The sequence below is a fragment of the Streptomyces marokkonensis genome, assembly GCF_039539045.1.
Classification (GTDB): Bacteria; Actinomycetota; Actinomycetes; order Streptomycetales; family Streptomycetaceae; genus Streptomyces; species Streptomyces marokkonensis.
Genome location: NZ_BAABCQ010000139.1, coordinates 1 through 20869 on the forward strand (window position 1 = coordinate 1; position 20869 = coordinate 20869).

Consider the following 20869-nt stretch of genomic DNA (forward strand, 5'->3'; position numbering starts at 1 on the left):
CCCGGGCCCTCCGATCTTACGAATGACCAGAGCAACCACCCTTGAAAGGTAGGACCTCCATGACCACGGCACAGGCTCCACCGGCCCGCATCGGGAAGGCCGCTGTCGGAGCCCTCGGCATACTGGCCATCTCCACCGGCGCCCTGGAGTCGGTGGTGACGCCGACGCTCCCGCTGCTCCAACGCGAGCTGGACATGAGTCCGGCCGAGGGGGCGCTCCTCAGCATCGTGCTCCTCATCACCGGCGCGCTCATCACACCGCTCGCGGGCAAGCTGGGCGACCGCTACGGCGGAAAGCGCGTCCTGATCCGGCTGATGGCGGTGGTCTCGGCAGGTGGCCTGGTGTCCGCCCTGGCACCGAACCTGCCGGTGCTGTTGCTGGGTCAGATACTTCAGGGGGCGATGGTGGGGGCGCTGCCCCTGTCGTTCATCGTGGTGCGCAAACACCTTCCCGCCGGCGAGTCGAAGGTGGCCATCGGGACGGTCAGCGGGATGTTCGTGGCAGGCTCGATGGCGGGAATGCTGTCGGCCGGTCCCGTGGCGGAGCAGCTCTCCCGGCACTGGATGTTCGCTCTGCCGACGATCGCGGTCATCGGGTCCACACTGCTGTTGAACAGGCTGATGCCGTCCGATCCGCCGGGCCGGTCGGACGATGCCGGAATCGACTGGCCCGGCCTGGCCACCCTGAGCGGGACGCTGATCACGCTCATGCTCGTGCTCGCGTCGGCGCCCGAGGCCGGCTCGCGGCCACTCGTGCTCGGCATCCTCGTCGTGGTCCTGGCCGCCTTCGTGACCGGATGGACGGCCGTTGAGCGTCGTGCGGCCGCGCCAATGATCGATCTGCGCATGCTGGCACGGCCGGTGATGTGGAAGTCGTGTGTGCTGACGTTCGTGATATGCCTCGGCACCTCGATGGGGGTCTATCTCGTTCCGCAGCTGCTCGACGTGTCCGGCGACGGGTACGGCTTCGGCATCGGAGCCACCGGGATCGGCGTCATCCTCCTGCCCGGCGCCGTTGCCGCCGCACTGGCCGGGCCGATCGGCGGGATGGGGGAACGGCGTTTCGGCCCGCGAGCCGTCGTCACGGCCGGAGCCGTCACCATGGCCGTCGCCCTGCTCGCCCTGTCGGCCGCGCACACCGAGGTCTGGCACATCGTCGTCGGCAAGGCGCTGATCGCGCTGGCCAACGGCCTGTGCGTCACAGCGTTGGTGACCGGCATCGCCACGTCCGTCGACGAAGGCGACACCGGCATCGCCACCAGCCTGATCCTGGTGACTCGCGTGATCGGCTACGCCGTGGGCGGGCAGGTCGGTGGTGCGCTCCTCACCGCGGGGACCCCTTCCGGGTCGGACGTCCCGTCCGAATCGGCCTTCGTCGGCGGCTTCCTCGTCGCCGGCGTCATCACGGCGCTGTCCCTGCTTGTCGTCCGTACCATGAACAAAGGAGTCAAGGAATGACCCGCACCGATCAGTTGACGGATCTCCGCAGCACGCCGAGGGGCAAGGTCCTGATATCCGGGGCCGGCATCGCGGGCCCCGCCCTCGCGTTCTGGCTGAACCGCCACGGATACGCGGTCACGGTGGTGGAGAAGGCACCCACGCCGCGTAGCGGCGGCTACCCCGTCGACGTTCGCGGCACCGCACTGGAGGTCGTCCGCAGGATGGGGATCCTGCCGCGGCTGCGGGAGGCGCACATCGACCTGCGCCGGCTGACCTTCCTCGCCGGGGACGGCAGCGAGGTCGCCTCGCTGCACCCGCACGCCATCACCGGTGGTGTCGAGGGACGGGACCTGGAGGTGCGGCGCGGGGATCTGACCGACGCTCTCCACAGGGCGGTCCGTGACGACGTGGAGTTCCTGTTCAACGACTCCATCGACACCCTCGACCAGTCCGGCGACGGGGTCGACGTCACCTTCCGCGGGGGCGGCGCCCGTACGTTCGACATGGTGGTCGGTGCGGACGGCACGCACTCACGTACCCGGGAGATGCTGTTCGGCCCAGAGGAACGGTTCCACCGGTACCTCGGCCACTGCTTCGCCGTGTTCACCATGCGCAACACCTTCGGACTCTCCCAGGAGGCGTTGATGTGGAACACCCCGGGCAGGGCCGCGGCGCTCTACGCGGTGGGGGACGACGACGAGGTGCACGCCTTCTTGAACTTCGCCCGTCAAGAACCGCCGTTGGACGTGTTCCGGAACCCGGAAGCCCAACGGCCCCTGATCGCGGCGGCCTTCGCCGACGCGGGATGGGAGCTTCCGGGCATCATCGCCGCCCTGCGCGACGCGGACGACCTGTTCTTCGACGGGGTCGGCCAGATCCGCATGCCCCGCTGGTCCAGCGGCAGGATCGCGCTGGTGGGTGACGCCGCCTACGCGCCCTCGTTCTTGACCGGACAGGGCACCAGCCTCGCCCTCGTCGGCGCGTACATGCTCGCCGGCTCGCTGGCCGACCGCGACCACGCCGCGGGCCTCGCCGCCTACGAACACCACCTCCGTGCGTTCGTGACCGTGAACCAGGCGCAGGTCGGCGAGGGCGATTCCGCACTCTTCCCGACCACCGCCCGAGCACTGGAGCGGCGCAACGACAGGCTGCGCGGTCTCGGCGCCGTACCCTCCGCCGAGGGACGACCGGCCCATTCGGCCCTCGCCCTGCCCGAGTTCACACCCAGGACCTGAGCACACTCGATTCGGGAGCGTCTTGCCGTTCATCAGTCACGAACCCACAGACCGGGGGAGGCTCGTACAGGAAGACGTGACTGGTTCGGCGGCAGCCGCTGACGCGCAGCCGCCGGGGGTTCGAGCAGTTCACGGACACAGGACCGGGAAGTCGGCCTCGGCCCAGAGAGCACGGACACCGACGGCCTCGTCATCGGCGGGTTCGTCGTCGGTGCTCCACACCTTCGCCCGGGGGGCGGGTCCGCCGACCGATGGCCACCCCGGGTCCCCGGTGGTCGCGAAATCGACCCACGCCCGCACCATGCGGCGAGCCAGCCCGTGGTCCGCGGGTGTGGGTGCTCCGCCGATGAGGAAAGCCAGGCAGTCGGTGTCGAGGTTGCCGAAGGCGAACGGGATGTCCGCACAGTGCCAGGCCCGCACGACACCGTCCGGGCCGGTGCGCCGACGGTCGAAGCGCGACAGGAACGCCCGGCCACCGGCTTCGGCGTGCAGCTCGGCAAGTCGGTTGCTGTACTCGCCGAACAGCAGATCCCCGAAGACGGCGAGGTAGACGTCGAGCACCGGGGCGTGCGGCATCGCGCCGCGGTAGCCGGCCACCAGGCCGTCCGGGAGATTGAAGTCTTCGACGAAGCGCGCCAGTTGTTCCTCGGTGGTGACCTTCGCACTGCTGCCGACGGCGTCGAGCAGCCAGTACTCCTCCGTGGTGTGACAGACCAGCAGGTCCACGTCCCGGGCCGCACCGGCCGCCATCCCCGTCAGGGGATCGGTGGGCAGGACGTCGCCGTCCAGGACGGGCGCGTAGAGGGAGGGGTCGTAGTGGCGGGATCCGGAGGCGGGGTCGTGCCGGTAGGCGTCGACCACCCGGTCGGAGGCGAGGACCAGGGACTGCGGAGTCGCGGATGTCAGGCCCTCGGCCGTGGCAGGGCAGCCCGCTGACGCAGCGATCTCACGGGTGGTCGCCGCAGCGGTTTCGAGCGTGTGGCAGGGACTGGCGGCGCTGTGGGCGATGGCACGGTGGAACAGGCCGCGGGCGCGGTCCATCACCATCAGACAGGCGACAGAGGCGGCACCGGAGGACTGGCCGGCGACCGTGACGTTGCCGGGATCGCCACCGAAGGCGGCGATGTTCTCCTGGACCCAGCGCAGTGCGGCGACCTGGTCGAGCAGACCGCGGTTGTCCGGGTAGTGGGTTGCGTCCACGGCGGGGACGTGGCCGAAGCCTTCGAAGCCGATCCGGTAGTTGAAGGTGACCACGACCAGACCGGCGCGGGCCAGCGCGGTGCCGTCGAAGTCGGGTTGGGCCGAGGACCCGAAGGTGTAGGCGCCACCGTGGATCCAGACCAGGACGGGCAGACGGCCGCCCTCGGGGGCCGGGGTCCACAGGTTGACGGTGAGGATGTCCTCGTCGCCGGGCGACCACGCGGGTGCGCCGGGCAGCTGCGCCGACTGCGGAGCGACCGGCCCGAAGGCCGTGCAGTCCCGCACTCCGGACCAGGCCCGCGCCGGGAGAGGTTCCCGGAACCGGACGGCCCCGAACGGCGGGGCGGCATAGGGGACACCGAGGACGGCGACGACTTCGGCAGAGGCTCGACACCCCTGGACCGAACCGCTCTTCGTCCTGAAGGTGTTGTCCATCGGAAGACTGCCTCTCGTTGCACCCCGGATCCCGAGGTGGGCGGAGATCCAGCTTCGCATCGCGCGGCGCCCCGGGACCAACACCAAGACGATGACGATTGACGCACCAGTGATGTCAGTCCATCCCGCCCTGACCGGAACCGGGAGTGCTCAGGAGACGCCCTGGGTGTCGGTCCGGTGCGTCACACGGATCTTGGACTGGCCATGGCCGAGGTCCTCCCAGTCCTCCATGAAGCGTGCCGTGAGGCCGTGCTCGGCGGCCAGGGCGATCAGGGTCTCGGTCCGGTAGTAGAAGTCCTCCCGCAGCACGTGGTGCTCCTCGCCCTCGGTCCGGTCGAAGGTGAAGTCGAACCAGCCGCCCGGCGCCAGGACGCGGCCGATGTGCGCGAAGCACTCCTCGATCACCGATAGCGGGGAGTGCGAGAACACGCTGTGCGCGTGCACCACGTCGAAGTGGCCCGCCGGCAGGAAGCCCAGTGCGAGACCGTGGACCGGCGTCAGTGTGGGCAGCCGGTCCTGGAGCCCCTGGGCCTGGAGGGTGTCCTGCGCGGCGACGAGGATGTCGGGGGAGATGTCGACACCGTAGTAGTGGCCGGAGTCGAGGTACTCGATGAAGCGCCATCCCGCCCGCAGGTTGCCGCAGCCGATCTCCAGCATCCGGTGCTCCGGGCGCAGCCCGTGACGCAGCAGGTAGTCGAACTGCATCTGTCCCAGCGCGAGCCAGCGCTCCCGGCTGTGACTGCCCACCGCGGCGTCCGGGTCCCGTCGGGTGTCGGACCGCATGACCGCCCGGTAGTAGGCGACATGGTCCGGTGAGCGGTAGCGCAACCAGGAGTCGCGCGCGCTGCGGCGCAGGTGGCGTGGCACCCGGCCGGGGTGACGCAGTGCGTAGGCCAGGCGGTGTGTGAGGGAGGCACGGTTGGCTGTGAGTTTCTTGGACATGGCGGTTCCCGATCTCCGGAGGGGACGTGTTCCAGAAGTCTCACCGCCGAGCCGGCCCTGAACCTCGGACGTACGGCTGGTCAGTGGCGCCCGCCGGACTATGGGAATGTCAGCTGAACGGATGATGTCCCCCATGATGTGTACGTGTATGAGTGGTGGGGCAGGGACCGACGAGGCGATGGGGACACGGTGGAGCGAGACGGCATGAGGCCGGACCCCGACGCGCGGTGGCTGACCGCCGCCCTGCACGTCGCCTTCCTGCTGCTGCTCGGCGGGGCGATCGCCCGACTGCTGACCCACGGGCCCGTCGACGGCGGCCGTACGGCGCTGACCCTTGCCCTGTTCCTCGTCTTCGGGGCGATCTACCTGCTCGGTCTGTGGCTGGCGCCCGCGCCGAGGTACGGGGAGCGCCCAGTCACCCGGCATCTGCTCTGGCTGAGCGCGGTGTTCGCCGTCTGGGTGGTCCTGCTCGCCCTGGAACCGAGTGCCACGTGGTGCACGATGCCGCTGCTGTTCACCGGGCTCCACCGGTTGCCGGTGCGGCTCGCGGTGCCGCTCGCCGCCGTCCTCGTGGCTCTCGTGGTGATCTCCGAACTGCGCGTGCTCACAGGCCCGTTCAACCCGAACCTGGTGCTCGCCCCGGTCGCCCTCGGCACGGTCGCCACGGCCGTCCTGGTCGACAGCAGACAACTCGCGGTCCGGCAACGCCTGCTCATCGACGACCTGGTGCGCGCCCGTGGTGAACTGGCCGTCACGGAACGGCACGCGGGCATTCTCGCGGAGCGCCAGCGACTGTCGACGGAGATCCACGACATCCTCGCGCAGAGCCTGTCCAGTCAGCAGATGCTGCTCCAGGCGGCCGACCGCCGCTGGCACACCAGTCCGGACACCGCGCGCGGGCATGTGCGCGAAGCCGCGGCGGGAGCCGAGCGCGCACTCGCCGAGGTCCGCCGGTTCGTCCGTGACCTGACGCCGCTGGACCTGGCCGAGAACACCCTCGTGCAGGCACTGCGCGCCCTTGCCGCGCCGGGCGGCGGACCGGAGGCGGAACCGGAGGCGGAGGCGGGAAGGGGGCCTGGACGGGCCGCGGGACCGGCCGTCGAGTTCCGGCTGGACGGGACACCCGACGCCCCCGGCCCCGTGTCCGAGCCCGTGGAGGCAGCCCTGCTGCGGGTCACCCAACAGGCGCTGGCCAACGTACGGGAGCATGCCGGAGCCACCCGGGCCGTGATCACCCTGACCTGTCTGGAGGATCGGATCACCGTGGACATCGCCGACGACGGGCGCGGCTTCGACATGCGCCGGTCTCCTGGCCGTGGACGGGCATCCCCCCGCGGTCACGGCCTTTCGGGCATGGCCATGAGAGCACAGCAGGCGGGTGGGACGCTCGCCGTCGAGTCGGCGCCCGGCGACGGGACGGTGGTCACGATGTCGGTGCCGCTCGCCGGGAACGGCGCCGGAAGGCAGCCGTGGTGACCCCGGTCGCCGTCCCCGCGGTCCGCGTCCTGCTCTGCGACGACCACGCCGTCGTACGCGCCGGACTGCGCGCCCTGCTCTCCAGCACCGACGGCATCGACGTGACCGGTGAGGCGGGCAGCGGCGAGGAGGCCCTGGTGATGGCGTCGAGGCTGCGGCCGCACGTGGTGCTCATGGACCTCCAGCTCGGCACCGGCATGGACGGGGTGGAGGCCACCGGCCGGCTGCTCGCCCGGAGCGGGCCGGACACGCCCGCCCCGCGAGTGCTGGTCCTCACGATGTTCGACACGGACGCCGACATAGCCCGTGCCGTGGCGGCGGGTGCCACGGGCTACCTGCTCAAGGCCGAGCGGCCGGAGCGGCTGTTCGAGGCCGTCCGGGACGCCGCCGCGGGACGCACCGTGCTGTCGGGACCGGTCACCGACCGGGTGGTCGCCCGCCTGCGTTCCCCGGGCCCCGCCCTCACCACGCGCGAGCGTGACATCCTGGGCCGACTCGCCGAGGGCCTGGGAAACCGGGAGATCGCCCGGTCCCTCTTCCTCAGCGAGGCCACGGTCAAAACCCATCTGGGCCGCGTCTACGCCAAGTTGGGCGTGCGGACCCGGGCGGGAGCGGTGGCCGCCGCGGCCCGTCACCGTCTGCTGCCGTGAGCGGGTCCGCCCCGGTCCGCCTGGTCCGTCCTGGTCGGGTCAGATGCCGCAGGTGGGAGCCGACCAGTACGGCGACGGGTCGAAGGCCACGTGGGTATGGTCGTTGTGGCCGGGGTAGCCCGGACCGAGAATCTCCGAGAAGCCGTGTGTCCTGGACTGCTGGGCGAGCCGGCACAGGGACGGGGAGCCGACGAGGTCGGCCGCGTCGCCGTAGAGGTGACGGCTGGTGGCGGAGCCGCCGACGGCGTTGTTGCACGCGCGGGAGCGGAAGCCGCTGGAGATGGTGATCGGGACGTCGCCGAGGGCGTGCCGCATTGCCTCGAGCTTCCACATGGTCTTGAGCGCGTTCGACTTGGCGGTGGCGGCGGAGACCGCGCCGCCGGACCAGTCGGAGTTGCACTTGTTGAGTTCGGCGTAGCTGAAGTGGGCGGGCGTGCAGTCGGCGTCCTGGACGGCGTAGATCTTGCTGAAGGTCGCGGGTCCGGCGACCCCGTCCGCGCTCAGGCCGTACGCGGCCTGGAACTTCTTGACGGCGGCGGCGGTGCGGGCGCCGTACTGGCCGTCGTAGGAGAGCCGTTCGCCGGAGGTCACCCAGCCGGCGACCCGGATCTGGAGCTGGGTCACGTCGCTGCCGGAGGACCCCTGGGAGAGGGTGCGGTTCCAGGTGTAGCAGGAGTCGGCGTGCGCGGTGCCGGCGGTGGCGCTCATCCCCATCACCGTGCCAGCCATGAGCATGACAAACGAGAGAAGCAGGCGTGACACGCGTCTGAACATCGGCGGCCTCCCGACCGTTGAGTCGACAACAACCGGAGCCCAGCGTGCGGCAACGGGCTACGCGCGTCAATGGCGCCCCGGGGAAGCGAAGACGGCGATTCCGCGTCCGGCGGGCATCACGTGAGCTGTGCTCGCCGGAGGCAGAGGCAGAGGCAGAGGCAGCGGCCGCTCGGCAGGGACGCCTGATCAGGCCAGCCTCTGACCGGGCTGCATGCTCGTTGGCAAGCGTCGCTGATGTTGCCAGATTGCGGAATGCACGTTCAGCAGAACGCCCGACTGGCTGCCCAGCCAGGCGTTCTGCTTCCCGGGCTGCCGCCGGGCGGTGTCTCACATGCTGTGGATGCCGCCGGCGGAGGGGGTGTCTACCAGCCTGCCTTGGCGGTGTTGTAGGACGCGCGGCAGGCGGGGTCGGCGGCCGTGGTGGAGAGCTTGGTCATGACTTCCGTCCAGACCTTCTTGGCCACCTTCTCCTGTGCCTGGTACTCCGCGGGGACCTCCGGGGCGTGCTTCTTGATCGTCGCGAGGGTGGCGACGGTCCACTTGTTGCAGGCCGGGGCGGCGGCGTTGCGGTAGCGGTTGTCGAGTTCGGTGGCCACAGCGGCACCGTTCTCGACGGCCCACTTGTTCCAGGCCGCGCACGCGGGCCCGGTGAGCAGGGCCTGGTCTTCCTCGCTCAGGTTTGACACGGCAGCCAGGCCGGCATTCCACGGCTCGTCGGGGACGGTGTAGCGGGTGGTGGGGAACTTGTCCTGGGTCTTGAAGATTGCTTCCTGGCAGGCGGGCGGAAGAGGGGCCGCCTGCAGGCGAGTGGCCGCGGTCAGCTGCGAGGCGTCCACGGCGTGCTCGGGCAGGGTCTGCGCCTGACTCGTCATGCTGAGGAGAGACGCTCCCAGGGCGGCGGTCGAGACCACCGCGGCGGTGAGGAGGAAGGGCTTGAAGGTGCGGCTGGGCTTCATGACGGCGAACTCCTTGGTGCGGGGGACGGGCAGAGGATGCACCGGTTTGATGCAGACCGGTGCTCGGTCGAAGAACTCCCGCAAGCCCTCACAGGACACGAGGGATCACCCGCCGCACGAGTGTTCGTTCGGGACGCCGCCGCTCGGTACCGTCGGCCGGAGGGGCCGAAGGGGCCGGAGGGGCCGGACGCTGGTCGGGATGGTCGGGATGGACTGCTGTGGCCTGTGTCAAACGTTGGTGCCGCTGTGCGCCTCCTGGGCGGGCAGAGAGGGCTGCGGGACGGGAACCGCGCCGTAGCGGCGCTGGCGATGGGTGTATTCGGTCACGGCCTGCCACAGGTCGCGGCGGTCGATGTCGGGCCAGAGTCTGTCCGTGAAGAGGAGTTCGGCGTAGGCGGTGTGCCAGGGCAGGAAGTTGGAGATGCGCTGTTCGCCGCCGGTGCGCCACAGGAGGTCGACGTCGGGCAGGTCACCCAGGGGCAGATGGGAGCGAAGCAGGTGTTCCGACACCCTGGTGCCCTCGAGCTGTCCGGTGCGTGCGGCGCCGGCCAGGGAGTCGGCGGCCTGGGTGAGTTCGCTGCGACCGCCGTAGTTGAGGCAGAACGTCAGAGTGAGACCGGTGCGATCTTCGGTGGCCGCTTCGTTGGTGCGCAGGAGGTCGACGAAGTCGCTGGGCAGGCCGTCGGGGAGCCCGGCCCAGCGGATCCGTACGTCGTAGCGCAGGAAGTCTCCGGACTCCAGCTGTTCCCGTGCGAACGTCAGCAGCTTGTCGATCTCCTGCGGGGGGCGCTTCTCCAAGTTCTCGGTGGACAGCAGGTACACGGTCAGGTGAGGGAGCCCGATCTCCGCGGCGCCGTGCACGACGTCGACGAGCGCTTTCCCTCCGGCCTTGTGGCCGTCGTTGCGCGGGAGACCGCGTGCAGTGGCCCAGCGGCCGTTACCGTCCATGATGATCGCGACATGCCGTGGCATGTGCTCGGCCGGGAGAGCTGGCGGGAGGGCCCCACCGGCGTGCGGCTCGGGTGGTTGCAGGAGCTTGGGGGAAGCGGTCCGGGGAGCGGGGAGCACCGGGCGGGTCGGCGGGGGTGCGGTGCGTAGTTCGGGGAGGGGAAAGAGGCGCCAGGTGGTGGCTGCGAGGAGCCGGCCGGGGCCGGTGATGCGCAGGCGGGCGGCGAGGGTCGGGCGGGCTGTGTGGTGCAGCAGTGCGGGTCCGGCCTTTTCGGCGGCGTGCAGGCGGGCGCGGTAGAGAGTGCAGCCTGTGCGCAGGACGACGGCGGGGCCGGGCGGCAGACCGGTCCACAGTTGCGGTTGGTCCAGCCAGGTGCGGGCCGTGTCGAGTAGGTGGCTGATCAGTGCCTGGACGGCGGGGGTCCAGCGGCGTTGGAGGAGGTCTGTCTCGCAGGCGCCGAAGCGGTGCAGTTCTTCTGCGGGAAGGGTGATGTCGCCGCGGCTGAGGTCGTCGGCGAGGTCGGTCAGTGAGTCGGTGAGGAACAGGCCGTCGGACAGCCGCTGGTAGGCGTCCAGGTGGGTGAGGTGGAGTGGGATGTCGAGGCCGGCGTGGCGCAGCATCGTCAGGCACTGCAGCAGGAAGGGCACGTTGGTGTCCTTGCTGCGGGTCCGCCACTGCGGCCAGGTCGCCGCGGCGGGAGCGGTCCGCAGGGCGTCCTTCTCAAGGGCCGTGAAGGTGACGTCCAAGGCGTCGGCCTTCAGGTTCCAGCACCACATGGTGTGCACCACCGCCTGGCGCACCGGGTCTTGGCTGGTGCCCAGCCGCAGGTCGGTGTCCAGGGCTTCGCGCCATGCTCGCAGCCGCTGAGAACCGTCGCCCTCGGTGGTGTCGGCCAGGTCGTCGGCAAGGGAGTGCGCGGTGAAAAGGGCCCAGCATGCCGGACGCAGAGCAGGGGGCATCAGTTGCAGACACCAGAACTCCTCAGCGCTGGTGGTCCGCAGATAATCGTGGCACGCCTTGTACGCGGCTTTCAGCTGCGGGTCGTGGATTTCGGCCTGCGCGCAGTCGGCAGCGAACACGGTGCTCCTTGGGGGGAAGACGGGACCTGGCCGGTCACCGCGGACCGGGTGCGCCGACGGAAGGCGAGCAGGCTGAGGAGGGCCGCGCCGGCGAACCAGGCCAGCTGCACGCCCAGGCAGCTCAGGAGAACGGAGTGGGAGAAGCCGGCGGCGGAGGCGGACTGCATGGCGCCGTAGGAGGGCAGCAGACGCACCAAGGCGGTGTCGGCTCCTTTGCTGGCGATGGGGTTCTGCAGCGCGAGGTCGATGACGCTGATCATCACGACGAGGAAGATGCCCTCCAGCTCGCGGCGGACCACTGTGCCCAGGGCGACGCCCACGGCTCCGTAGGTCATGGCCGCGCTGAACAGCGAAACGGCCAGCAGCACGGGCTGGCGGGGCGACCAGTACGCCCACATGACCGCTGTGGCATAAACGCTGACGACGGCCGAAGCCAGAACGAGGGAGGCGACCTTCGCCAGTAGCAGTTGGGGGCGGGGGTAGCCGGCCATGGCCAGACGTCGGTCGAAAGTTCCCGAGCTGAAGGTGGCCGAGAACATCGCGAACCCGACGATCAGCGTCACCGCGTTCAAAGCGCCGCTGATCTGAGTGAGCTCGTTGCCGCGGGCGACGAGGATCTCGCCGGTGGCCCAGAGCCTGAACGACACCCCCACGTCCACGATCATGAACTGCCCGAGCGAGATCCACAGGGGCACGAAAAGGAAGACCAACGCCACGGCGAACCGGTTGCGCACATGCTCGATCAGCGTGAACCGCGTCGCGATGACGAACCGCTCCAGGGAGGGGCTCACGACACCACTCCCGCCCCGGCGCACAGCACGCCTTTCTCCAGGCGCCACAAGACGTCCAGCCGGTCCACGTCGTAGGCAAGGTGTGAGACCACCAGCACGGACTGGCCGGCGGTATGCAACTGCACGGCCAGCTCCCAAAACCGCACATACGTTTCCCAGTCGAAGCCCTGATAGGGCTCGTCCAGCAGCAGCACATCAGGATCGTGCATCAACGCGAGGGTCAGGTTGAGCTTCTGTCGGGTTCCCCCGCTGAGCGCCCCAACCCGTTCCTGCGCGTACTCGCGAAAGCGCAGCGCCTCCATGATCTCCTCGGCCCGGCGCAGATCAGGGAGCGAGTACGCCGTCCTGAACAGCTCAAGGTGCTGGCGGACGGTGAACGCGTCGTTGAGAACCACCTGCTGCGGGCAGTATCCAAACCGGCCCTCGTTTCGCACCACCCCCCGGTCGGGCCGCAACTCACCGGCCAGAATCTTCAGCAGCGTGGTCTTCCCCGCACCGTTCTCCCCCACGATGCCTACCAGTGAACCCCGCGGCAGTTCCACGTCCACGCCGCGCAACACCACCCGGCCACCGTAGGCATGATGAATACCTGCCACCTTCATCAACGCCCCCATGGATCAGACCGTTCCGTCACCAACAACGCCATAGGCGGGTATTAGTCACGCCCGACGGCAGTCGACAGTCACGGGGCATCGACAAGGGTTCACTCAAACGGGCCGGACGAACCAGCCCCCTCCCGTCCGGCGCACGACTCCTGACAGCGCTGAGGTGATTCCGGGCTCCGACACCAAGTTGGCGGCTTCACCCACGAAGTCCTCGATCCGCGCTCTCTGTTCAGCGAGATGACCGCCATCTCGGACCGGACGCGGCCGGGGCTCGCGGTGCACGCCGCAACCCTCTGCGGTCCGCTGCCCCCGTCCCGCCGGCCGGTGGCGCCGGCGGACGAGTGCGAGGGCTGGTTCGGACACGCCGGGCGGTGTCCGGCTGTGCCGGTTACCGTCCCGCCTCACGGGGCCGACGCTTGCGCGGCACCGAGTCCAGGACGAGGTCGTAGGAATGGCCGACCAGGTCCTTCACCGTCCCCGGGGTGATGTCCTGACCCGCGCTCACGGAGATCCAGTGCCGTTTGTCGAGGTACCGACCCGGAGCGACGCAATCGTGCTCCTGTTGCAGGGACCGGGCGTGAGCAGGCTCGGCCTTGACGGTGATGATCTGCTCGTCGGGGTCGTCCGTGACGATCAGGAAGACCTTCCCCGCCACTTTGTAGACGTCCAGCTTCTCGGTGAACGGGCGACCGTTGCTGACGCCGGGCAGTTCCTTCGCGGTACTGCGCGCGACATCCTGGAGCCGCTTCCCGGTGACCGTCATCGTCGCGCGGCCCGGAGACGGATGCCGTACGTCTCCGGGTCGACCGGCCGGCTCGACCGGGGAAGGTTGCCGACCACGAGCCGGTAGGACTCGGTGACGAGCTCCTCGACCAGCTTCTCGTCGATCGAGCCGCCGGCTTCCAGCGTGATCCAGTGTTTCTTGTTCATGTGGTAGCCGCGGGTGACGTCCGCGTGCGTCTCGCGCAGGGCCTCAGCCTCGTCCGGCTCGGACTTCAGGATCACGACCGGTTTGCCGGGCACGCTCGTCATCAGCATGAACACCTTGCCATGTACTTTGAAGACCTCCCAGTCCGGGCCGAAGGGATGCTCCAGCCGGGTTCCGGGAAGTCCCTCCGCGCACTCGGCGGCGAACGTCTGCAGGGTCGATCCGTCCATGAGTGTTCCCTTCCTTCCTCGGGTGATGGCGGGCAGAGGCTCCCGCCAGAACGCGGAAGCACGCCGCACGATCGCGGCGGCACGCCCCATCCTTTCCCCGAAGCAGGCCGAACGGACGGGTAGCCTGCGGACACGTGATGGTCGACAAGCGACATCCCAGACGTTTTCCAGGAGCCGGACCCGGCAAGCAGGCCGTGCAGGCCGCGGTTCCTCTGTACGGTTTCCGGCCCCCGGTCGGTACTCCGTACGGCCTTGAGGTGAGCACCGTCGAGGACTTCTTCGCCGAGCACGACGACTGGCCGTGGAATCCGCCCCGTCCGGACCGCGCCACCTTTCACCACCTTCGGCCCCCGTGGCGCTACTCCTGCTCATTCGCCGGTGTGCGCCGTGGCGAGGGTTCCATCGATGAGGTCCCGCAGCTGGGAGCGGGCCGTGATGCCCAGCTTAGGGAAGCTGCGGTAGAGGTGCGAGCCGACCGTACGCGGAGAGAGGAAGAGCTTCTCTCCGATCTCACGGTTGGTCAGCCCGCGGGCGGCGAGCCGCACGATCTGCTGCTGTTGCGGGGAGAGTCCGGCGACCGCGTCGGGGGCCGTGTCCGTGACGTCGAGGCCGGCGGCGCGCGATTCGACCCGGGCACGCTCGATCCACGGGCGCGCGCCCAGACGCCGGAAGGTCTCCAGGGCCTCGGTGAGCGGCCCACGCGCCTCTGCGACGCGCCGACGACGCCGCAGCCACTCGGCGAGGCCGAGCAGGGTCTGTGCACGTTCGAAGGGCCAGTACTCCAGTACCGGATCCACGAGAGCCGCCCGGAAGTGCGGTTCGGCCTTCCCGGGGTCCGCCAGAAGGCCACGGGCCCGGCTGATCAGCGCACGCAGACGAGGTGAGGCGTTGTCCGCCAGCGCGTCCGCCGAACGCTCGACGATCGCGACAGCCTCCTCGTGGCGGCCGCAGCGCACGGCGGCGGCGGCCAGATCCGCGAGGGCCGGGTAGGAGGCGTGGTAGTGCACGGGCGCGCCCTCTGCCGTGAAGACCATGCGGAGTCGGCCGTACGCGGTCTCGTAGTCGCCTGCCGCGGCTGCCGCGGCACCGAGCGCGCGATGGGCGTAGACGGCGACCGAGCGGCTTTCCAGCGGATCGATCAGAGTGAGCGCGTCCTCGGCCCGGGCTCGGGCCGAGGACACGTCACCCAGGAAGGCCAGCACGGTGGCGTCCACGGTGGCCGCACAGGCCACGGCGTGGTCGAGGCCGGCCACCCGGCCGACCGCGGTGGTGCGGGCACAGGCCTCACGGGCCTGCTCCCACCGTCCTCGCTCCACGTAGGCCCAGGCGGCAGCGCCCCCCAGCCCCTCGGGCAGCGCTCCCTGCACCCCCCAGCGGTCGAAGGCCTCGTCGAAGGCGCGGACGGCCCGTGGAGTCTCGTCCAGGAGCCACGCCATGATGCCGACGGAGGTGAGCCGTTCCGGCCGGCCCTCAGCCTCGGCGGCCAACCGCGGTAGGAGGGAGACGAGCTGGGCCCGGTCGTCGAAAGGGTCCGACACCGCCCTCACCCATGTGCGCAACCCTGCGTGCGAGGTGCTCGAGGGCAGGCGTCGCAGGATGTCCTGGACGCGGTGGTGCTGGGTGTCCTCTCCGGAGTAGAAGCGGACCACGGCGGCGCCGGCCGCGAGGTCCAGCCCGGCCGCCGGCTGGGTGGCCGCCAGCTCCTCGGCACCGTCGGCCAGCCGGGAGAAGACCACGCTGTGGCGCACGGTCAGGACCGCCAGCCGTCCCACCTGTACGGCGGCCAGGGCCAGAAGTGCCGCGTCGTCCGTGCGCGTGCGCGCCGCGGCGACCAGCTCCTCGACCCAGGCGATGTCTCCGGTGAACACGGCCGCCGCGGCGGCTTCGACCAGCAGCCGGGCGCTGTCCTCGCGCCGCGGTGCGAGTTCCGCGGCGCGCTGCAGGGCCTGGGCCGCCGCCGCGTGGCCGCCCCGGCGGCGGGCCCGTCCGGCGGTCCGCTCCAGCTCCGCCGACACGGCCGCGTCCGGCTGCGGGCACGCGGCCGCGAGATGCCAGGCACTGCGGTCCGGTTCGTCCCGCAGCATCCTGGCGAGTGCGAGGTGGGCCTCGCGCCGGGCACCCGAGGAGGCGGCGTGATACACGGCGGACCGGGCCAGCGGGTGGCGAAAACGGATGTCGCGGCCGGTCCGCCTGACCAGCCCGGCCCGTTCGGCCGGCAGCCACGCCGCATCCTCGGCGCGCGGCGGTCCCGACGAGTCGGCCGGCGCGGAGTCGGCGCTGTCCATGGCGGCCAGGAGCAGCAGAGCCCGCGTGGTGGAGGCGGGGAGGTCGTCCAGGCGGGCGGCGAAGATCCGCTCCAGGTGGTCGGTGAGCGGAAGCGGACCCGCGGACGGCGCTCCCGCGGCCGTGCCCTGGGCCGAGGCCGTCCTCGCAAGTTCCACCAGCGCCAGTGGGTTGCCTCCCGCCTGGTCGAGGATCCGCGACCTGACGCGGCCGGCGGGGCTCTTCGGCTGCAGGTCCAGCAGCTGATCGGCCGCGGCGTCGTCGAGCGGTTCCAGGGTGAGCACCGGCACATGACGGTCGAATCCCGGAAGGCGATCGCCGTCACGGGCCCCGATCAGCATCGTGACCGGTTCACCCGCCACCCGTCTGGCAGCGAAGGACAGTGCGTCCAGGGAAGCACGATCGAGCCACTGCGCGTCGTCCAGCACCACGAGCACCGGACGGTGGTCGGCCAGGCCCGACAACAGGCCCAGGACGGCGACCCCGACCAGCATGAGATCGGGTGCCGACGTGGCCGTCCCCTCGCCGAAGGCGTCCTTCATCGCACTGCGCTGTCTTCCCGGCAGCCCCTCCACCTCGGCCAGTACCGGCCGCAGCAACTGATGCAATGCGGAGAACGCCAGGTTCGACTCCGACTCGCTGCCCTCGGCACGCAGCACGCGGGCACCGCGGGCCTCCGTCCGGCGCGCCACGTACTCCAGCAGCGCGCTCTTGCCCGTGCCCGCATCACCGACCAGCGTCAGCACCGGGTCGGCCGACACCGGGTCCACCGCGCGGAAGAGGCGTGCCAGTTCCGCGTCCCGGCCGACGATCGGCTCCGCCGTACCCGGCTCCGGTCCCATGACCGCGCCGCGTTCGGCTGTGTGCTTGTCCACGGAGTCTCCCGGAATCGCGGCTTTCGATCGGAGCCGCCTTGCGCCGGCCCGTCCAGGCTACAAGCGGCCCGGTCCACGGCTCGGGCGCACGGGTGCAGTCATGTGACGGATACCGCGCGCGCCGAGGCCGCTCCTACCGTTTCAGGAAGACCTGCACCTCCCAAGGACGGCTCATGGAACAGATCACGCTCGGCGATGTCACCATTACACGAGTACGGGAGTACTTCGGTTCCGTCGAAATGACGCCCGACAGCTTCTTCCCCGACAGTCCGAAGGAAGTGTGGGACAGCGGCGCCCCCTGGCTGAGCCCGCACTTCCTCGATTCCGATACCAATATCGTCAATTCCGCGATCCAGACCTGGCTGTTGCGCAGCGGAGGCAGGACCATCCTCGTCGACACCGGCGTGGGAAATCACAAGGACCGCCCCTACGCGCCGGTATGGAACCGTCGCGAGACGGAATTCCTGGCCAATCTCGCGCGCGCCGGCGTCGAGCCCGAGGACGTCGACATCGTGATCAACACGCATCTCCACATCGATCACGTCGGCTGGAACACATACCTGGACGGCCGGCAATGGGTGCCTACTTTTCCCAACGCCACCTATCTGATGCCGAAGGACGACTTCGACTTCTGGAATCCCGAGAACGGCCACAAGTCACTGATCGGCCGCGGCAACCAGAACGTCTTCGAGGACAGCGTGGCGCCGGTGCACCAGGCCGGCCAGACGTTGCTGTGGGAAGGCAGCCACCGGATCGACGCCGGCCTGCGCCTCGACGCGGCCCCCGGACACACTCCCGGCTCCTCGGTACTGACCCTCACTTCCGGGACGGACCGCGCGGTGTTCGTCGGGGACCTGCTGCACAACCCCGTGCAGATCCTCGAGCCCGATGCCAACAGCTGTTTCTGCGAGGACCCCGCCGGCGCCCGAGCCACCCGTCGCAAGGTGCTGGGCTGGGCGGCGGACAACAACGCACTCCTGATCCCCGCTCACCTGGGCGGTCACGGCGCCGCCGAAGTGGCGCGCGACGGAGACAAGTTCGCCATCAAGGGCTGGGCGCCCTTCACGCCGTACACCGAACAGGCCTGAGTCCTGCGGAAAGACACGAGACACACGAGACATGAGCCACCACCCCGAGCCCGTCGTGACCACGGCGCAGGGAGCCGTCCGCGGCCTGCGTCAGGGCCGAACAGCGGCGTTCCTCAACATCCCCTACGCCGCCCCGCCCCGTGGCGCCGGCCGATTCGCACCACCCCAGCCGCACGAGCCGTGGGACGGCGTACGGGACGCCACCGTGCCGGGACCCAACGCGCCGCAGTCCGAGCGGAAGCTCGGCAGCGTCGACATGTCCCCCTACTTCGGAACCGGTTGGAGCCGGGGCGAGGACTATCTCACCGCCAACGTCTGGCGGCCCGCCATCGCTGACGGCGGTCTGCCCGTCATGGTCTTCGTGCACGGCGGTGGATTCGTCGCCGGATCGACGCGGTCCGCGCTGTACGACGGCTCCGCCTTCGCCCGCGACGGCGTCGTCCTCGTCACCGTCAACTACCGGCTCGGTATCGCCGGGTTCCTCGACCTCCCCGGCGCGCCCGCCAACCGCGGGCTGCTCGACGTCGTCGCCGCGCTGCGCTGGGTGCGGCAGAACATCGCCGCGTTCGGCGGTGACCCGCACAACGTCACCCTCTTCGGCCAGTCGGCCGGGGCGACCGTGGTCGGCGGCGTTCTCGCCACCCCTCAGGCCGCGGGCCTCTTTCGCCGGGCGATCGTCCAGAGCGGCAGCGGACTGGGAGCGTTCACCACCGAGCAGGCGGCCCGCGTCACCAGGGCGGCGGCCGAAGTCCTGGGTGTCGAACCCGAGGCCGACGCTTTCGCGGACATCTCCGACGACCGTCTGGTCGAGGCCGCTTCCCGGCTCGCGGGCATCGGCCTGCAGACCGAGACGCACCACGACCCGCTGATCGGACTCAGCCCCTTCAGCCTGGTCCTCGACACCCAGCCCGCCGAATCCGTCGCCGCCGGGCTGAGCAGCGACGTCCCTCTGCTCATCGGGACCAACGCGGAAGAAGGACACCTCTACCTCGTCCCGGTGGGCAAGTACGCCACCTCGACCGCCGGGGACGTCGACGACGTGGCGGCACGCTCGCACCCGAAGCCGGCACGACTCGTCGAGTCGTACCAAAAGGCGCGCCCCGAGGCATCCTTCGGCGAACTGCGCTCCGCCATCATGGGCGACGCCCTGTTCGGTGCAGGTACCTGGGCCCTGGCCGAAGCCCATGCCGCCCATCCCGGATCCGGCACCTACGCCTACGAGTTCGCCTGGCGCTCGCACGCCCTGGGCGGTGCGCTCGGCGCCACCCACGCGGTCGAGCTGCCCTTCGTCTTCGATGCCACCCACCTGCCGCGGCTGCACGGATCCGCCGCTCTGCTCGGCCCGGACAAGCCCCCCGCGGATCTCGCCGACCGTATGCACCGGACATGGGTCCGGTTCGCCAGGACCGGCGCCCCCGGCTGGGACCCGTACGACGACGAGCGCCGGGCCACGATGCGCATCGACGCCCAGTGGGCACAGGTCGACGACCCTCGCGGTCAGGAACGACAGGCCTGGCACTGACCCTCCGGCCACCCTTCCTCAGCGGGAAAGAACTGGATGGCCCGTCTGGCCCCACCCGGCCCGGCCTCGCCAGGCCAGGCTCCGGTACGGTCCGGCTCGGCTCGGGAACGACTTGCCCGACGACCGCCTGACCTCATTGCTCGGCCCCGGCGACGACGATGGGCGTTCGACCACCGGTGCGCTGATGACGACCGGCACGCAGGAAGGGGCCTGGGCGCCGGTGATGCGCCGCAGGGCCTCCGCGCCGGCGCGGACCGTGGTGGTCTGCCAGACGATGCCGACCGTCGCCATCAGGCGGGCCATGGCGCGGCGCTGGGACGGCGTGACCAGGGTGACGACGCTGCCGGACTCGCCGGCGCGGGCGGTGCGGCCGCCGCGGTGGAGGTAGTCCTTGTGGTCGGTCGGGGGATCGACGTTGACGACGAGGCCGAGGCTGTCGACGTGGATGCCGCGTGCTGCGACGTTGGTCGCCACCAGCACGATGACGTGCCCGTTCTTGAACTGCGTCAGCGTACGGGTGCGCTGCGGGTGCGACGTGCCTGCGTGCAGGGCGGCGGCCCGTACCCCGCTGTTCAGCAGGCGCACCAACAGGTCGACATCGCGGTCGAGAGTGGCGGAGAACAGCATGCGCTGTCCGTCGGGACGCACCTGGTCGAGCAGCTCGGTGACCTGCGGCATGAAGCCCATGTCGGCCGTCTGGTCCGCTTCGTCGAGAACGGTGACGCGGACCCGGTCCAGCCGGCAGTCTCCGCGCTCGACGAGGTCCTTGAGGCGTCCGGGGGTGGCGACAACGACCTCGACGCCGCCGCGCAGCGCGCTCGCCTGCCTGCCGATCGGCATCCCGCCCACGGCCGTGGCCAGGCGTAGCCTCACCGACCGGGCGTACGGCGTGAGCGCGTCGGCGGCCTACTGCGCCAGCTCACGCGTCGGTACGAGGACCAGCCCCAGCGGCTGCCGGGCCTCGGCACGCTCCCCGGCCGTACGCGACAGCAGGGCCAGTCCGAAGGCCAGGGTCTTGCCGGAACCGGTGCGGCCCCGGCCGAGGACGTCTCGGCCGGCGAGGGAGTTCGGCAGCGTCGCGGCCTGAATCGGGAAGGGCACGGTCACGCCCTGCGAGCCGAGCGCGGCCAACAGCTCGGCGGGCATGTCGAGTTGGGTGAACCTCGCCGCGGCGGGCAGCGCCGGGGTGACTGTCTCCGGCAGGGCGAGTTCTCCCTGCGGCGCGGCAGCGCGGCGGTTGCGTCCGTTGGAGCGGAACGGCCCGCCGGAACACCGCGGACTGCGCACGGGGAGTCGCAAGAAGAGGCCGGATGAAAACGAGAATCCGTGTGCGTGGATCCGCGGATTCGGCGCAGTCGACCCGCAGGGGAAGATCCGCTGCGGTAAGTGCACGCAATCGGGGCCCGCACCCC

Annotated in this window: 16 protein-coding genes and 2 pseudogenes; 7 read left to right on the forward strand and 11 right to left on the reverse strand. The window is 70.4% G+C overall.

The window, feature by feature from the left end; genetic code table 11:
* Positions 1–59: 59 nt before the first annotated feature.
* Both ABEA26_RS27115 and ABEA26_RS27120 read left to right on the forward strand, forming a co-directional pair.
* A complete protein-coding gene (locus ABEA26_RS27115; protein WP_345595979.1) occupies positions 60–1457 on the forward strand; it encodes an MFS transporter in 1398 nt (465 codons plus the stop codon).
* Positions 1454–2674 (forward strand): FAD-dependent monooxygenase, encoded by a 1221-nt coding sequence (locus ABEA26_RS27120; RefSeq protein WP_345595980.1) that lies wholly within the window; start codon positions 1454–1456, stop codon positions 2672–2674. Before ABEA26_RS27115 ends, ABEA26_RS27120 begins: the two co-directional genes overlap by 4 nt.
* 129 nt (positions 2675–2803) lie before the next feature.
* Here ABEA26_RS27120 and ABEA26_RS27125 read toward each other — a convergent pair whose 3' ends face one another.
* Together ABEA26_RS27125 and ABEA26_RS27130 are read right to left on the reverse strand one after the other, a co-directional pair.
* Positions 2804–4309: a carboxylesterase/lipase family protein gene (locus tag ABEA26_RS27125; protein ID WP_345595981.1), complete on the reverse strand. Its 1506-nt coding sequence runs from the start codon at positions 4307–4309 to the stop codon at positions 2804–2806.
* Positions 4310–4459: 150 nt separating this feature from the next.
* A complete protein-coding gene (locus ABEA26_RS27130; RefSeq protein WP_345595982.1) occupies positions 4460–5251 on the reverse strand; it encodes a class I SAM-dependent methyltransferase in 792 nt (263 codons plus the stop codon).
* Between the two features lie 204 nt (positions 5252–5455).
* Between ABEA26_RS27130 and ABEA26_RS27135 the strand changes: the two genes are divergently transcribed.
* On the forward strand, positions 5456–6727 hold the full coding sequence (locus ABEA26_RS27135; RefSeq protein ID WP_345595983.1) for a sensor histidine kinase: 1272 nt from the start codon (positions 5456–5458) through the stop codon (positions 6725–6727).
* Positions 6721–7377, forward strand: coding sequence for a response regulator (locus ABEA26_RS27140; RefSeq protein ID WP_345595984.1), 657 nt, complete (start codon positions 6721–6723; stop codon positions 7375–7377). The genes ABEA26_RS27135 and ABEA26_RS27140 overlap by 7 nt, the downstream gene beginning before the upstream one ends.
* Before the next feature lie 39 nt (positions 7378–7416).
* On the opposite strand, the gene ABEA26_RS27145 is transcribed toward ABEA26_RS27140, so the two are convergent.
* The 7 genes from ABEA26_RS27145 to ABEA26_RS27175 all read right to left on the reverse strand — a co-directional run bounded on the left by ABEA26_RS27145 (position 7417) and on the right by ABEA26_RS27175 (position 13689).
* Positions 7417–8151 carry a D-Ala-D-Ala carboxypeptidase family metallohydrolase gene (locus ABEA26_RS27145; protein ID WP_345595985.1) on the reverse strand — a complete coding sequence of 245 codons (735 nt, stop codon included), beginning with the start codon at positions 8149–8151 and terminating at the stop codon, positions 7417–7419.
* 362 nt (positions 8152–8513) lie between these two features.
* Complete coding sequence (locus tag ABEA26_RS27150; protein ID WP_345595986.1) at positions 8514–9107, reverse strand: hypothetical protein; 594 nt, start codon at positions 9105–9107, stop codon at positions 8514–8516.
* A 228-nt stretch (positions 9108–9335) separates the two neighbouring features.
* Positions 9336–11135: a polyprenyl diphosphate synthase gene (uppS, locus tag ABEA26_RS27155; protein WP_345595987.1), complete on the reverse strand. Its 1800-nt coding sequence runs from the start codon at positions 11133–11135 to the stop codon at positions 9336–9338.
* Positions 11087–11926 (reverse strand): ABC transporter permease, encoded by an 840-nt coding sequence (locus tag ABEA26_RS27160; protein ID WP_345595988.1) that lies wholly within the window; start codon positions 11924–11926, stop codon positions 11087–11089. The genes uppS and ABEA26_RS27160 overlap by 49 nt, the downstream gene beginning before the upstream one ends.
* A complete protein-coding gene (locus ABEA26_RS27165) occupies positions 11923–12528 on the reverse strand; it encodes an ABC transporter ATP-binding protein (protein ID WP_345595994.1) in 606 nt (201 codons plus the stop codon). The genes ABEA26_RS27160 and ABEA26_RS27165 overlap by 4 nt, the downstream gene beginning before the upstream one ends.
* Before the next feature lie 391 nt (positions 12529–12919).
* Positions 12920–13294 carry an MmcQ/YjbR family DNA-binding protein gene (locus ABEA26_RS27170; RefSeq protein WP_345595989.1) on the reverse strand — a complete coding sequence of 125 codons (375 nt, stop codon included), beginning with the start codon at positions 13292–13294 and terminating at the stop codon, positions 12920–12922.
* The gene (locus ABEA26_RS27175; protein WP_345595990.1) at positions 13291–13689 is read right to left on the reverse strand and encodes an MmcQ/YjbR family DNA-binding protein; all 399 of its coding nucleotides are present in this window, start codon (positions 13687–13689) and stop codon (positions 13291–13293) included. The genes ABEA26_RS27170 and ABEA26_RS27175 overlap by 4 nt, the downstream gene beginning before the upstream one ends.
* A gap of 134 nt (positions 13690–13823) precedes the next feature.
* Here ABEA26_RS27175 and ABEA26_RS27180 point away from each other — a divergent pair.
* A pseudogene (locus ABEA26_RS27180) lies at positions 13824–14033 on the forward strand (helix-turn-helix domain-containing protein); the annotation flags it as partial.
* 24 nt (positions 14034–14057) lie between these two features.
* On the opposite strand, the gene ABEA26_RS27185 reads toward ABEA26_RS27180, so the two are convergent.
* On the reverse strand, positions 14058–16814 hold the full coding sequence (locus ABEA26_RS27185) for a helix-turn-helix transcriptional regulator (RefSeq protein ID WP_425587906.1): 2757 nt from the start codon (positions 16812–16814) through the stop codon (positions 14058–14060).
* A 206-nt stretch (positions 16815–17020) separates the two neighbouring features.
* Here ABEA26_RS27185 and ABEA26_RS27190 point away from each other — a divergent pair, with 206 nt between their 5' ends.
* Entirely contained in the window at positions 17021–17935 is a 915-nt protein-coding gene (locus tag ABEA26_RS27190; RefSeq protein WP_345595992.1) for an MBL fold metallo-hydrolase, read from the forward strand.
* A 31-nt stretch (positions 17936–17966) separates the two neighbouring features.
* The gene (locus ABEA26_RS27195; protein ID WP_345595993.1) at positions 17967–19457 is read left to right on the forward strand and encodes a carboxylesterase/lipase family protein; all 1491 of its coding nucleotides are present in this window, start codon (positions 17967–17969) and stop codon (positions 19455–19457) included.
* Positions 19458–19475: 18 nt separating this feature from the next.
* Here ABEA26_RS27195 and ABEA26_RS27200 read toward each other — a convergent pair.
* Positions 19476–20756: pseudogene (locus ABEA26_RS27200) on the reverse strand (DEAD/DEAH box helicase).
* Positions 20757–20869: the final 113 nt, after the last annotated feature.